Here is a 13,630-nt window from a genome sequence, read left to right as displayed (position 1 = left end):
GTCGAAAGCGGAAAAGAAGCTTTCGATTCGGAGCTTCCAGCGCTTGTCGGGGCTAGACGGGGCGCTTGTGCTTTTCTAGTATGAAAAATATTAGATTCATATTTTCTTTAATATGTATGCGTTTTCTTTAGTCAAGTAATTATTATGTAAGAAAGTTATATTGACATAAGTAACAACTTTACGTTACCATTAAGTTGTTACTATGAGTCGAACTACTTATAGAGAATTTTTATAGAAATTGGAAGTGAAAATATGGAAAAGATTCGAGTTGAGCATGTCACCAAAATCTTCGGGAAGCATACTTCTCAAGCTCTTAAACTTGTAGAGCAAGGAAAGGGTAAAACAGAAATACTCGAAAAAACAGGTGCTACAGTTGGTGTTTATGATGCAAACTTTACCGTTAATGAAGGTGAAATTTTTGTCATCATGGGGTTGTCTGGTAGTGGGAAATCTACGTTAATTCGTTTATTAAATCGTTTAATAGAACCGACAAGTGGAGATATTTTCATAGATAACGAGAATATTTCAACAATGAATAAAAAGCAATTACAAGTGGCACGTCGTGAAAAGATGAGTATGGTATTCCAAAATTTTGGGTTGTTTCCACACCGTACTATTCTTGAAAATACAGAATATGGGTTAGAAGTACGAGGACTAGCTAAGGAAGAAAGAAGATTGAAAGCAGAAAAAGCTTTACAAAATGCGGGGTTATTAGCGTTTAAAGACCAATACCCGAGTCAATTATCTGGTGGAATGCAGCAACGTGTAGGGCTAGCGCGAGCACTTGCTAATGATCCAGAAATTTTATTAATGGATGAAGCTTTTTCTGCCCTCGATCCGTTAATTCGAAAAGATATGCAAGACGAATTATTAGAGCTTCAAGCAAAAGTACAGAAGACAATTATCTTTATTACACATGATTTAAACGAAGCACTTCGCATTGGTGACCGAATTGCCATTATGAAAGACGGGAAAATCATGCAAATAGGTACAGGGGAAGAAATTTTAACAAACCCAGCGAATAACTATGTTCGTACGTTCTTAGAGGATGTTGACCGTTCGAAAGTGTTAACAGTTGAAAACGTCATGGTACGTCCAATGACTGTAAATATTGAAAGTGATGGACCTAAAGTGGCCCTTCAGCGTATGCGTGAAGAGGAAATTAGTGTCCTGATTGCGGTTAATAAGCAACGTCAATTTAAAGGTTATATTACAGCAAGTGATGCGCTTGAGGCTTCTAAAAAAGGTGAGAAATCGGTACTACCTTTTGTAAAAGAGGATATGCCTTGTGTGGAGCCAACAACGCTAATTCAAGATGTTCTTCCAATTATTTCTGACAGCCCGACGCCGGTCGCTGTTGTTGACGAAGGAAAGTTAAAAGGAATTCTAATTCGAGGCGTTATAATCGAGTCGCTTGCTTCATCAAATGAGGAGGTGACGTCAAATGAGTAAAATATTAGATAGAATTCCAGAAATGCCAGTCTCTAGTACAGTTGAAACAATGATGGATTGGTTAACAGATACATTCTCAAGTTTCTTTAAGTCCCTTCAAGAGAATGGTGAATTTTTAATGGAAGGCCTCACAGGCATGCTTGTGGCGATTCCACCAATTGTTTTTATTATACTGGTTGCATTATTAGCTTACTTTGCAACGAGGAAAATTTTGGGGTTACCTCTATTTTCGGTGGCTGGTCTATTATTCATTTATAATCAAGACTTATGGGAACAGTTAATGAATACGATTACGCTTGTTTTATTTGCGAGTTTAATTGCTATTATTCTTGGTGTTCCAATGGGGATACTTATGTCTAAAAGTAAAGTGGCAGAAGGTATCATTCAGCCAATTCTTGATTTTATGCAAACAATGCCTGGATTTGTGTATTTAATTCCAGCGGTAGCGTTCTTCGGTATTGGTGTAGTGCCAGGGGTGTTTGCATCAGTGATTTTCGCATTACCTCCAACTGTACGTTTTACTAATTTAGGTATACGTCAAGTGCCAAAAGAGCTTGTGGAGGCCGCGGATTCTTACGGTAGTACAGGAAAGCAAAAGCTTCTTAAAGTGGAATTACCGTTAGCGAAGTCAACAATAATGGCCGGGATTAATCAGACGGTATTACTATCCTTATCAATGGTTGTTATAGCATCTATGATTGGTGCGCCAGGGCTTGGACGTGAAGTGTTATCAGCACTACAGCGAGCACAGGTTGGTAATGGATTTGTTGCAGGACTAAGCTTAGTAATTTTTGCGATAATTGCCGATCGATTAACGCAAAGCTTCAATAAGAAAAAGTCGATTTAAAGGGGATTATAAAATATGAAGACAAAATTTAAATTTGCAGCAGCAGCTTTAGGACTAAGTATGATACTTGGTGCATGTTCAGAGGATAAATCGTCCTCAGAAGAAAAGCTAGGAGAAATTAATTTAGCATACGTAGAATGGGATACAGAAGTGGCATCAACACATGTAATCGGGCAAGTTTTAGAGGATGTTGGCTATGATGTGACACTAACGCCATTAGATAATGCGATTATGTGGGAAGCTGTTTCAAAAGGAGAGGCTGATGCGATGGTAGCAGGCTGGTTACCAGCAACGCATGCGTCTCAATTAGAAAAATACGGAGATAACTTAGTAAGTTTAGGTGAAAACTTAACAGGTGCAAAGATTGGTTTAGTTGTACCAAGCTATATGGATGTCGATTCAATTGAAGACTTAACGGCAGAAGCTGGGTCAACTATAACAGGAATAGAAGCTGGTGCGGGTGTAATGGGTGCTGCAGAAGCTGCGATTGAAAATTATCCTAATCTATCTTCTTGGGAACTTTTACCTTCATCCTCTGGCGCTATGACAGTAGCACTAGGTCAAGCAATTGCAAATGAAGAGGAAATTATTGTAACTGGCTGGTCTCCGCATTGGAAATTCGCTTCATATGACCTGAAATATTTAGAAGATCCAAAGGGTGTATTCGGTGGAGAGGAAACGATCAATACGTTTGTAAGTAAAGACTTAGAGCAAGATTCACCTGAAGCATACAAAATACTTGACGCGTTTAACTGGTCTTCGGAAGATATTGAAGAGGTAATGCTAGCAATTAATGAAGGTAAGAAACCAAAAGAAGCCGCTGCGGATTGGATTAAGGCTAATGAGGATAAAGTAAAGCAGTGGACAGAGGGCATTAAATAATAAAATTAGAAGAATGGACCCCGAATAATGGTTATTCGGGGTTTCTTAATTGCATTATTTTTTTTCGAGGCAACTGCCATCCGTTCGTATACGATAAATAACGGAATAAAATTACGGCAAGGAATAAAATATATAGAAGGATATCACTTGTAGTAAATTGTAGCCCGATAATGAGACCAGCTCCTGCTGCCCACATCGCATATATTTCGTCACGAAGAACGATCGGCTTTCGACCTGCGAGTAGATCTCGAATAATGCCACCGCCACATCCAGTTAATATAGCGGCTACTATAACAGCGCTGAGTGGAAGCTCTAATCGAACAGCGTGCATGGCTCCTTGGATCGCAAAGGCAGATAAACCGATTGCATCTGATATATTTCCCCATCGGTTCCAATGCTTAATTAAACGATTAGGAATAAGAAAGAAAATTGTCATCGAGATAAAGGCAATTTGAAATAGCATTTCTTGATTCCAAAGGGTAGATACAGGTAGCCCGATTAATACATTTCGAACGGCCCCTCCTCCAAATGCTGTTACAATGCCTAAAATATAAACGCCGAACAAATCGTATTCTTCCTCCATTGCAATAATAGCTCCTGAAATGGCGAATGCAACTGTTCCAATAATACTAAAAAAATCCCACGCCAAAACGATTCCTCCAATAAGCCCTTTTCTCCGAGAATAGCAGTTTTACTTAGGCTAGGCAATATCCAATAGTTGACGAGGAACGGTTTATTGATAAGATTAATAAGGGAAATGAAAAAGATAGGAGTTCTACTTATGGCATTTATGACAACATTAACAGAAGAAACGATTAGGCTAGCCCAGCGTATGGAGGAAAAAGTACGCCTGTATCATAAAAAATGTGATGATATAGCTTTTTTAAATCAGCAAAAGGTACTCGCTGCTTTTCGAAAGCATAGCGTCAGTGATTATCATTTAAACCCTTCTAGTGGCTACGGCTATGATGATGAGGGACGTGATAATTTAGAGCGTGTGTATGCAGAGGTATTCGGTGCAGAGGCAGCCATCGTTCGCCCACAAATTATTTCAGGTACTCATGCTATTACATTAAGCCTGTTCGGAGTGTTACGTCCTGGAAATGAGCTTGTGTACATTACAGGCAAGCCTTATGATACACTCCAATCGATTGTGGACGGAGGCGAAAAGGATACGGGCTCGTTAAAAGATTTCGGCATTCGCTATCGCCACATTGATTTAATCGACAATCAGGAAATTGACTGGGACGGTGTAAAGGCAGCGGTTAACGAAAATACGAAAATGATTGCGATTCAGCGTTCAAAAGGTTATGCCACAAGACCTTCCTTTACAATCGAGAGAATTCAGGAAATGTGTGTGCGTATTCGTGAGATTGCACCAGAAGCGGTCATTTTTGTTGATAATTGCTATGGTGAGTTTGTTGAAAAGCTGGAGCCTACAGAGGTTGGTGCTGATTTAATGGCAGGCTCTCTTATTAAAAATCCAGGTGGTGGATTAGCAAAAATCGGCGGCTATATTGCAGGGCGTGCCGATTTAGTAGAGAAGTGTGCCTACCGAATGACTTCACCAGGCATTGGAGCGGAGGCAGGTGCTACATTAAATACACTTGCTGATTTTTACCAAGGCTTTTTCCTCGCGCCACACGTAGTCTCCCAGGCGTTGAAGGGAGCCATCTTTACGTCGGCGATGCTAGAAGAGGTTGGGATGAACACGTCACCTCATTATTCGGATGCTCGTACCGATTTAATTCAATCTGTGTCATTCCAAACAGCCGAGCAAATGGTAGCCTTTTGTCGTGAGGTGCAAGCAGCCTCGCCGATCAATGCTCACTTTGCACCAGAGCCAGCGTATATGCCAGGCTATGAGGATGATGTGATTATGGCAGCCGGAACATTCGTTCAAGGTTCAAGCATTGAATTAACAGCAGACGGCCCAATCCGTCCACCATTCACAGCGTTTATTCAAGGTGGATTAACATACGAGCACGTAAAATACGCAATTTGCAGCGCGGTCCAAGCGCTAAAATCGTAGAAAGTTGAGGGTACCCTAATATAACGGGGTACCCTTTTTGTTTATGATGGACTGAATGGTTGTTTTGTGCGGATAGGAGCTGCTTTTGTGCGGATAGCCGGCTTCTTGTGCGGATGGCGCGGCCTTTTGTTCGGATAGACACACCTTTAGTGCGGATAGGCAGGCCTCTTGTGCGGATAGCGCGGCCTTTTGTTCGGATAGACACACCTTTAGTGCGGATACGGTCAGCTTTTGTTCGGATAGGTGCCTCTTTAGTGCGGATACGGCCAGCTGTTGTTCGGATAGGCAGGCCTCTTGTGCGGATAGGACTCTTTTGATCGGATGCACACTTCTTTTGTGCGGATAGCGCAGCCTTTTGTTCGGATAGACACCCCTTTAGTGCGGATACGGCCAGCTCTTGTTCGGTTACGCGCCTCTTTAGTGCGGATAACCCAGTCACTTGTGCGGATACGTGTTTCTTTAGTTCGGATAGCCCAACCACTCTTACGGATACCGAGTACTCTTATGCATGTTCGAATACTACGTGCTCTATACTCGAATAGCCCCTTACGTACGTTTAAATAGTTCACCTAAATTTCACAAAAGAACAATACCTTCGTGCTATGCTTACAATGGAGGTGCATAAGGATGAAAAAGTGGATAGGCATTGTTATTATAGCGGCGCTGATCATTGGTCTAGCGTGGAATTTCTTAAAGGATTCTGAGGAAGCGGCGGAATTTGGACTCATTGAAACGTCAGAGCCGACTGGACTGCAAAAAGGGGATTTGCCACCTCAGTTTAAGCTTGAAACAATAAAAGAAGAACCTATGGCGCTTTCGGATGCCAAAGGGAAAAAGGTTATCCTGAATTTTTGGGCAACATGGTGCGGTCCTTGTCGAGAGGAAATGCCAGCCCTGCAAGCATATGATGCAGCGAATGAAGATGTTGTAGTAGTAGCGGTCAATCTGACAGATAAAGATGGGGACGCTGAAAAAATATCAAAATTTGTTTCAGATTTTAACTTAACATTCCCAGTGTTACTTGATCAAACAGGTGATGTGTCAAAAGCGTATGAAGTAGTGAATATTCCGAGCACCTATTTTATTGATGAAAAGGGCATTATACAAACGAAAATAAATGGGGCAATCGATGAAGAATTGATTGATCTATATATCAAACAAATGTAAAAAAAGGGAACTATATGTGGTGTTAGCACGTAATCTCTACTAGAGGGGTGATTCTTTGAGAGATAATCTAAGACCATCATTAGTATTTATTGTATTGGCAATAGCCGTATTAATTGTAGCGCCACTTGTGATTTTAATTGTTCCATTAATGGCTGTCGAGACATTGTATTTTGATCATAATAATATTGTACTCATTACGCCTAAGCGGAACTTTATACTACTAACAGCTGCCTTCCTAGGTGTGATTTTGGCGTTGTTTTTACTCTCGTGGAAACGAAATAAAGCTACATATGCTCTTGCTATTTTACTTGTTATCGCAAGTGGTGTCGCTGCTTATCTGTCTCCGAAAAGTTATATTGCCATACAAGAAGAAGGGCTGAAAATTAAAGGGTATAATCATCTTACTACTTATAAATGGTCTGATATGATAGGGATTCTTTATGAATTTTCAGAAACGGAGCCAGCCAACTACACATTCAGCTTAAAAAATGGAGAAAAAGTTCATTTAGTTGAAAATGGTCAAATTGGTTCAGGTGAGCGAGGCATTATATTATCTCTAGCTCGACAACATAATATTGACTATACCGAAAAGGAAAGCGCATCTGAATAAGATGCGTATTATTTTTGCTCCCACACATAGGCAAACATTAATAAAAGAGTGAACGGTCATTTTAGTGCATGTGATTTAGCAAAAAGAAGAAAGGATTTTCTCTTTTATGAGCTAGATTATCTATTTTTTCTTCTTTGTGTTAGTTTTTCTAACATTACGTTGACACCGTTCGTGACAGAGAGTAGAATTAAATGCAAGGGAGGTGGATTAATATGAGTAGTGAAATTCGTAGAACGATGCCGCTTTTGCCTATCAGCATTGTTATGCAACTAACAGAATTAACGGCGCGTCAAATTCGCTATTACGAAGAGCATGAATTAATTCAGCCACACCGTACAGAAGGAAATCGACGTATGTTCTCGCTTAATGACGTCGACACTTTATTAGAAATTAAAGATATGCTAGAGCAGGGTGTCAACATGGCAGGCATCAAAAAAGTGTTCTCAATGAAAAATGATCCGGCCTTACAAGCCCAAGCTAAGGAAATAACAGATGGCGAACTACGTAAAATTTTGCGTGAGGAGATGCGTCAGGCGCAGCGGATGCAAAAAACGTCAATTCGACAAGGGGATTTATCACGCTTTTATCAATAAGTGTGTGAATTATACATTTCAAGGGACAACCTTGTAGCCGAAAAATTTAGGAGTGTGGAAAACTGTGGGTCAATACACAAAAGACAATATTAAACGTCTAGTGCAAGAACAAGAAGTAAAATTCATCCGTTTACAATTTACGGACATTTTAGGAACAATCAAAAATGTTGAAATTCCAGTAAGTCAATTAGATAAAGCGTTAGACAACAAAATGATGTTCGATGGTTCTTCAATTGAAGGCTTTGTTCGTATCGAAGAGTCTGACATGTATCTATTCCCAGACTTAGACACTTTCATGGTATTCCCATGGACTGCTGAAAAAGGTAAAGTGGCACGTTTTATCTGTGACATCGCTCGTCCAGATGGCACACCTTTTGCAGGAGATCCACGTTCAAACCTAAAACGTGTTTTAAAAGAGATGGAAGAGCTAGGCTTTACAGACTTCAATCTTGGACCAGAGCCAGAATTCTTCTTATTCAAGCTTGATGAAAAAGGCGAGCCAACTTTAGAAGTAAATGACCATGGTGGTTACTTTGACTTAGCCCCAACAGATCTAGGTGAAAACTGCCGTCGTGATATCGTGTTAGAGCTTGAGGAAATGGGCTTTGAAATAGAAGCATCTCACCATGAGGTAGCTCCTGGTCAACACGAAATTGATTTTAAATATGCAGACGCTATTTCTGCATGTGACAACATCCAAACATTCAAGCTTGTAGTTAAAACAATTGCACGCAAGCACGGCCTACATGCTACATTCATGCCAAAGCCATTATTTGGTGAAGCAGGGTCAGGTATGCACTTTAACGTTTCTCTATTCAAAGGAAAAGAAAATGCATTCTATGACGAATCAACTGAGCTTGGTTTATCACAAACGGCAATGCAATTTATGGCTGGTGTCCTGGAGCACGTAAAAGGCTTTACAGCAGTAATCAACCCAACAATCAACTCATACAAACGTCTAGTTCCAGGCTACGAGGCACCATGTTACGTAGCATGGTCAGCACAAAACCGTTCGCCGCTTATTCGTATCCCATCTTCACGTGGTGTATCAACTCGTGTAGAAGTACGTTCGGTGGACCCATCTGCTAACCCTTACTTAGCTATGGCGGTTATTTTAGAAGCTGGTCTTGAAGGTATTCGTCAAAAAATGACTCCACCACCAGCGATCAACCGTAACATTTATGTAATGAACGAAACAGAGCGTAAAGCAAACGGAATCGATAACTTACCATCATCTTTAGACGATGCACTTAAGCTTTTAGCAGCTGATGAAGTATCGAAAAAAGCACTAGGTGAACACATTTACGAAAACTTCAAAGAAGCAAAAGAAATTGAATGTGAAATGTTCCGTACACAAGTACACCAATGGGAACGTGACCAATACATGAAAATGTATTAATTATAAAAGTCAAATGTAAACGTAATTCGCTTATTACAATGCTATTCTTTATGAAATGTGTAGCATTAAAACGAGTTATTTTTAGAGGCTGGGACATAAGTAAAGATTTTATAGAAATCAAGGAACACCTATAGTAAGAATTTGCTACTTCATAAATTGATTGTAGAGAAGGGGCGACTCCTGGGGGAACAGCACGACGCCTGAGACTACAGGCTCAGGCCGTGCCCCCGGAAAGCGTCCCCGGAACGGAAATCAATTTTCTCCATACTAAGAAAACACCATTTTTCGTTGAGAAAAATGGTGTTTTCGGGTTTTGTCCCAGCCTCTTCCCAATACATTTAGAAATATTCGATAGGTGTAATTGAAATGTGAAATTGTAGCTTTTTTCAGCTAACGTACATGGTAGTAAAATATTTTACATTTATTTTAGTGGGAGAAGTTAATGAATATAAATGGCAAAGACAGACATGTTCAAAAATTATATAAAGCTCAAAAGTTAACTTTGTATTGGTTATTAGGACTTATTTATTCAGGATTTATAGGGTTTCAACTTGGTAGAATTCAAGCAATTGCAGATTTTAATTATAATCTCCATGAATTAATGTTCGTACCAGCTACTATTGCGCTATTTGTTGTGCCGGTTCTGTTTCTTATTTACTTGTACTTTCTAATTAAATACTTATTAGGAAGGGGAAAACAAAAGATGAGTTTAAAAACAAGTACGCTGGCAGGATTAGTAGTAGTATCAATCATTGGTATTGTTTTTATAACAGGCTATCAATCCCTTGAAGTATCTACTAGTGGAATATTTGAGGTGGATCAGAAGCTACAAGAGGAAAGAAAATATTATTTAGTATTTGATGATCAAAGAGTTAGCGTTTCTTATAATGAATTTCAATTAGTTGAGGAAAATCAACAGTATTTGATTAGTTTTGTTTGGAATAAACGAACTCCTAACGAAGGACGGCTTGAAACGATTGAGCCATTGAGATAAGTAAGAGACACATTTTTAATCCCAATACACTTCATGTTGTACTAAAAATCTTAAAAAACCCTCCTTATGTGGAAGGTTTTTTCTATTTGGAAATGCTGTTTAACAATAGCTCTTTCACTTTTTGTATATATTACTCTTTGTTTTCAAGCTCTTCGATACGTTTTTCTAGTTCCTTTAATTTAGATTCATAATTTTTAGCAATTACGATAGCTATAGTAGCAATAACAAAGGCACCAGCAGCAACAACAACAGAAATATTCCAAAGAATCTCCATCAGATACCCCCGAATGTTTTTAAACATTATTCCATAAGAAAAGTACCTCAAGGCTATGAACGAATACAATAGAAAAACTCGAAGGAGCCGTTACGGACATCATCTTTCTTCATAGGTTAGCCTCATTAATCGATAGATAACATAAAGCCCGAGATAAGCACCGGTCACCAAAAAAATAGGATTTAAAAATATGGCGTGAATCGTCGTCATAAAAACAGCGTTATCTACAATGATTTGATAAATAGATGTTGATGCAATACTGCCAAAAATAATGGCGGATAAAACGGCCGCAATATTAAAAGTGATGTTGAATCCATTACTTTTGAATTTTAACTGTACCATAGCAAAAGGAACAACAATACTAGCGATTACTAATAAAAATTTCAAATAATCACGCCTTTTTATCCTATTATGTCCCTGTCGATTTTAAATTAAACAAGAGGGGGAAGAGGGACAAAAAGCAGTAGACTAAGATTTCACAAGAAAAGATAACATGGTAATATTAGGATATGGAATATAGTGAAGGGAAGTGTGCTTAATGAAAGTAGGTTGGAAAATAATCGTTGCTGCTGTGCTTGTGACCGTAATTGGTTTATGCATAAACTTTTACGCTCAAACCATACAATTGAAACGAGAGCTAGGGCAGCTTTATGGAAATGAAGTTTCGGAAGTAGCAGAGTATGTGAGCCTGCTGTCCGGAATGACACAGGAGGAATTGCATGCTTATGCGGACTCCGATTTTGCCTTGATGCAATCTAGTAAAATATCTGACTTCTCTTTAAATATTAAACACGAGGAATTATCATTATTACTACTGAACACAGGCCATCAGCTGGGTAAAATACAATCGCTAAATGAACAGGAATTAAATGAACTGCAAACTAATTTACGAAAATTAAACCTTACATTGGATGTAATGACAGATGAAATAGGAGACAAAGGATTAGATTGGTACGACTTTGTTCATGACCCGAACAAGGGTGTGCTCGAAATTATTGATAACCAGCTAGCTTTAGATTACACTTGATAAAAGTGTAAATTTACACTAAAATAAACATATAGTATAGTGTGAAGGAATCTAATTGAATGTAGGTGAACACGATGGACAGAGAATTAGAACAGCGGGTGGAAAGGCTCGAGGAGGAGGTAAGGGGCTTAAGGGAAGAGTTGTCTCAACTGAAAAATGAGGCTTACTTAACAGCGGTAGAATCCTCAGAAATAAAGAGCCAAATTTCAGAGCAGACAAAAGCAATTTATAAAAAACCGACTCCATCGCAGCGAAAATCAAAGGCAAGTCCTATAACGATAAGTAATGAACCGTCTCCTGAAAATATAGAAACGGCTCAAGAACCGCAACGATCTTTAGAAGAAACGATTACTTGGGCGTTGCCAAAAGTGTTTATGGTTATTCTCGTACTTGGTGTGCTTTGGGGATTAAAGCTTATTAGTGATTATGGCTATTTATCCGATAGTGTGAAAATTGCTTTAGCGTATTTGCTATCGATAGGTTTAATCGCCTTACCATATGTGCTAGAAAAAAAGAAAAAAAGCTCACAGGCGGTCATTATTTCCCTTTATGGTGGTGCATTCATTATCGGGATATTAACAACGGCCGCAGGAACCATTTTATATGATGTCTTGCATTTGAATCTTGCACTTTTCCTTGCGCTTCTTTACATTGCATATGGTATTTTCATTAGCTATGCCAAGGCGAATGAAGTATTAACAATTTTCGTGGTTTTTACTTCACTTCTATTACCTTACTTACTAGAATATATGGATTTCAGTGGCCTACTCATTATCCAGTTTGTTGTACTATTATTCGCAGCCGTTCAGTTTGTTGTTGTAAAGCACTGCCAGCAAGTGGCGCTGCATGTAACGACCGGCTTCACACACTTATCGGCTCTTGCTCTATGGTGGTTAAGTGAAGGGGCGGATATGTACTTTGCGATAGGAATCGTGTTATTAATCTCGGTTTATCTTTATAGCTGGTGGAAGGTATATAACCCTAACAGCAAATGGAGCCAGACACATGAGGGGTTATTATTTAGCTATAATGTTTTCGCATTGTTCTCGCTACTACTCATTTCATTAAATATGGCATTTGATACGGTGGTCTTTTTACTCTCCTTAGCCATTTATAGTGGTGTAGCTTATATTGCCTATAAGGAGCAGCGTACGAGAGTTTTAGATGTAACGGGGACCGTTGCGTTCCTTGCATTTATTTTTGCGCTTGTGACATTGGATCTGTCCAATGAAGTTCAAATATTGCTATTTGGTTTTGTCTCCTTCGCGGGGATTATGCTAGGGCTACGTTTAAGAGCATCGATTATGAAGGTTTCGTATAGCCTGCAATTTTTCTTTATAACCGTTATTACAATAGTTGTGTGCGAAGTATATCCGTTCTTTACAATAGAACATCTGTCACTAGCTATGATTTTCGTATATTTGGTGATTATCTATATGTATGTGAAGCGTCCAAAACAAAATCTAAATCGATTTGAATCATGGATGAAGAAGATGCATGTTCAGGATATTTTGCCTATCTTAATCCTAGTGTATTTTTTGATCTATTGTATAGCTTTAGAGTTTGACTATATTTCAAACGTTACTAATTATCCGTACTTAACATATATTGTAATACTTCTGTTGCTTTTAGTGTCATTGTTTACACCGGAAAAATGGATTGGAAAGTTTTTACCTGGAGCGCTCCTCGTAGGGAGTATTGGGAGTTTAATTTCGCTATTGCTAACAGGGTATTATGAGGATGCGAATTGGCAATTGAATTTCTTGGCGAAGGTTGTGTATTCTGTTGTTATCATTGCACTTCTTGCTGATTTATATCGTAAGGGATTCCTGAACAAAAAATGGGCAGCCTTTCTTCAAAAAATTGAACTATTTATAAATACAGGCTTTGTTCTTATTATACTTCTTATGATGAGTATCTTATCAGTGATGAGACTAAATGGCTGGATCGACTATTCTGTTGGGGTGATAGGTAATACTATTACTATTTTTTCAGCGGCAAGTGTGGCGTTATTAGCAGGAGCTAAACGAAGTTGGCAGGATGTAAAAATCTTAGGATTCACGTTGCTCGGCATCGGGATTTTCAAGCTCATTTTCTTTGATCTCTCTGCACTTGATTTACTCATTCGATCTGCACTATTTATTGTAGTTGGTGGGGTAGGATTACTCCTGTCAAACCGATTGTTAAGAAAATAAAAATGACCGTGGTGATTCCCTGCCACGGTTTCTTTTTGGTAAATGTATTTTATTCTTATAGTTTTTAAGTGCAAAAAAGCCGATTTGGCAGGATTGATATACGACTCCCTCTATAAATATTGATATATCAAGGGTTTGACCTGTTTTTATTAGTTCGA

15 protein-coding genes are annotated in these 13,630 nt (G+C 38.9%); 11 read left to right on the top strand and 4 right to left on the bottom strand.

Annotation, left to right across the window (positions count from 1 at the left end):
• Positions 1-252: 252 nt before the first annotated feature.
• Genes V4T18_RS17740 through V4T18_RS17730 form a run of 3 tightly spaced genes read left to right on the top strand, consistent with a single transcriptional unit; the run spans position 253 to position 3,181 of the window.
• Positions 253-1,452: a quaternary amine ABC transporter ATP-binding protein gene (locus tag V4T18_RS17740; protein ID WP_332651706.1), complete on the top strand. Its 1,200-nt coding sequence runs from the start codon at positions 253-255 to the stop codon at positions 1,450-1,452.
• The gene (locus tag V4T18_RS17735; protein ID WP_332651704.1) at positions 1,445-2,299 is read left to right on the top strand and encodes an ABC transporter permease; all 855 of its coding nucleotides are present in this window, start codon (positions 1,445-1,447) and stop codon (positions 2,297-2,299) included. Before V4T18_RS17740 ends, V4T18_RS17735 begins: the two co-directional genes overlap by 8 nt.
• Before the next feature lie 15 nt (positions 2,300-2,314).
• On the top strand, positions 2,315-3,181 hold the full coding sequence (locus tag V4T18_RS17730) for a glycine betaine ABC transporter substrate-binding protein (RefSeq protein WP_442916961.1): 867 nt from the start codon (positions 2,315-2,317) through the stop codon (positions 3,179-3,181).
• Positions 3,182-3,212: 31 nt separating this feature from the next.
• On the opposite strand, the gene V4T18_RS17725 is transcribed toward V4T18_RS17730, so the two are convergent.
• On the bottom strand, positions 3,213-3,830 hold the full coding sequence (locus tag V4T18_RS17725; protein ID WP_332651702.1) for a trimeric intracellular cation channel family protein: 618 nt from the start codon (positions 3,828-3,830) through the stop codon (positions 3,213-3,215).
• Positions 3,831-3,962: 132 nt separating this feature from the next.
• Between V4T18_RS17725 and V4T18_RS17720 the strand changes: the two genes are divergently transcribed.
• Positions 3,963-5,213: a methionine gamma-lyase family protein gene (locus V4T18_RS17720; protein WP_332651700.1), complete on the top strand. Its 1,251-nt coding sequence runs from the start codon at positions 3,963-3,965 to the stop codon at positions 5,211-5,213.
• Here V4T18_RS17720 and V4T18_RS17715 read toward each other — a convergent pair.
• Positions 5,140-5,694 (bottom strand): hypothetical protein, encoded by a 555-nt coding sequence (locus V4T18_RS17715; protein WP_332651699.1) that lies wholly within the window; start codon positions 5,692-5,694, stop codon positions 5,140-5,142. The genes V4T18_RS17720 and V4T18_RS17715 overlap by 74 nt on opposite strands.
• A 146-nt stretch (positions 5,695-5,840) precedes the next feature.
• On the opposite strand from V4T18_RS17715, the gene V4T18_RS17710 reads away from it, so the two are divergent.
• The 5 genes from V4T18_RS17710 to V4T18_RS17690 all read left to right on the top strand — a co-directional run bounded on the left by V4T18_RS17710 (position 5,841) and on the right by V4T18_RS17690 (position 9,976).
• Entirely contained in the window at positions 5,841-6,380 is a 540-nt protein-coding gene (locus tag V4T18_RS17710; protein ID WP_332651698.1) for a TlpA family protein disulfide reductase, read from the top strand.
• Positions 6,381-6,435: 55 nt separating this feature from the next.
• Complete coding sequence (locus V4T18_RS17705) at positions 6,436-6,990, top strand: hypothetical protein (protein ID WP_332651697.1); 555 nt, start codon at positions 6,436-6,438, stop codon at positions 6,988-6,990.
• Between the two features lie 212 nt (positions 6,991-7,202).
• Positions 7,203-7,583, top strand: coding sequence for a MerR family transcriptional regulator (locus V4T18_RS17700; RefSeq protein ID WP_332651695.1), 381 nt, complete (start codon positions 7,203-7,205; stop codon positions 7,581-7,583).
• Between the two features lie 64 nt (positions 7,584-7,647).
• Positions 7,648-8,982, top strand: a complete 1,335-nt coding sequence (gene glnA, locus V4T18_RS17695) for a type I glutamate--ammonia ligase (RefSeq protein WP_332651693.1) — start codon at positions 7,648-7,650, stop codon at positions 8,980-8,982.
• Positions 8,983-9,424: 442 nt separating this feature from the next.
• Positions 9,425-9,976: a hypothetical protein gene (locus tag V4T18_RS17690; RefSeq protein WP_332651692.1), complete on the top strand. Its 552-nt coding sequence runs from the start codon at positions 9,425-9,427 to the stop codon at positions 9,974-9,976.
• Between the two features lie 130 nt (positions 9,977-10,106).
• Here the strand turns inward: V4T18_RS17690 and V4T18_RS17685 are convergent, their stop codons facing one another.
• On the bottom strand, positions 10,107-10,250 hold the full coding sequence (locus V4T18_RS17685; protein ID WP_332651690.1) for a hypothetical protein: 144 nt from the start codon (positions 10,248-10,250) through the stop codon (positions 10,107-10,109).
• A gap of 99 nt (positions 10,251-10,349) precedes the next feature.
• Positions 10,350-10,592 carry a transposase gene (locus tag V4T18_RS17680; RefSeq protein ID WP_332651688.1) on the bottom strand — a complete coding sequence of 81 codons (243 nt, stop codon included), beginning with the start codon at positions 10,590-10,592 and terminating at the stop codon, positions 10,350-10,352.
• 196 nt (positions 10,593-10,788) lie between these two features.
• On the opposite strand from V4T18_RS17680, the gene V4T18_RS17675 reads away from it, so the two are divergent.
• Both V4T18_RS17675 and V4T18_RS17670 read left to right on the top strand, forming a co-directional pair.
• Positions 10,789-11,277 carry a hypothetical protein gene (locus tag V4T18_RS17675; protein ID WP_332651686.1) on the top strand — a complete coding sequence of 163 codons (489 nt, stop codon included), beginning with the start codon at positions 10,789-10,791 and terminating at the stop codon, positions 11,275-11,277.
• Positions 11,278-11,351: 74 nt separating this feature from the next.
• A complete protein-coding gene (locus V4T18_RS17670; protein ID WP_332651684.1) occupies positions 11,352-13,472 on the top strand; it encodes a DUF2339 domain-containing protein in 2,121 nt (706 codons plus the stop codon).
• Positions 13,473-13,630: the final 158 nt, after the last annotated feature.

This window comes from Lysinibacillus sp. 54212 (genome assembly GCF_036662795.1).
Lineage (GTDB): Bacteria > Bacillota > Bacilli > Bacillales_A > Planococcaceae > Lysinibacillus_B.
This window is presented reverse-complemented; position numbering and strand designations above follow the sequence as displayed.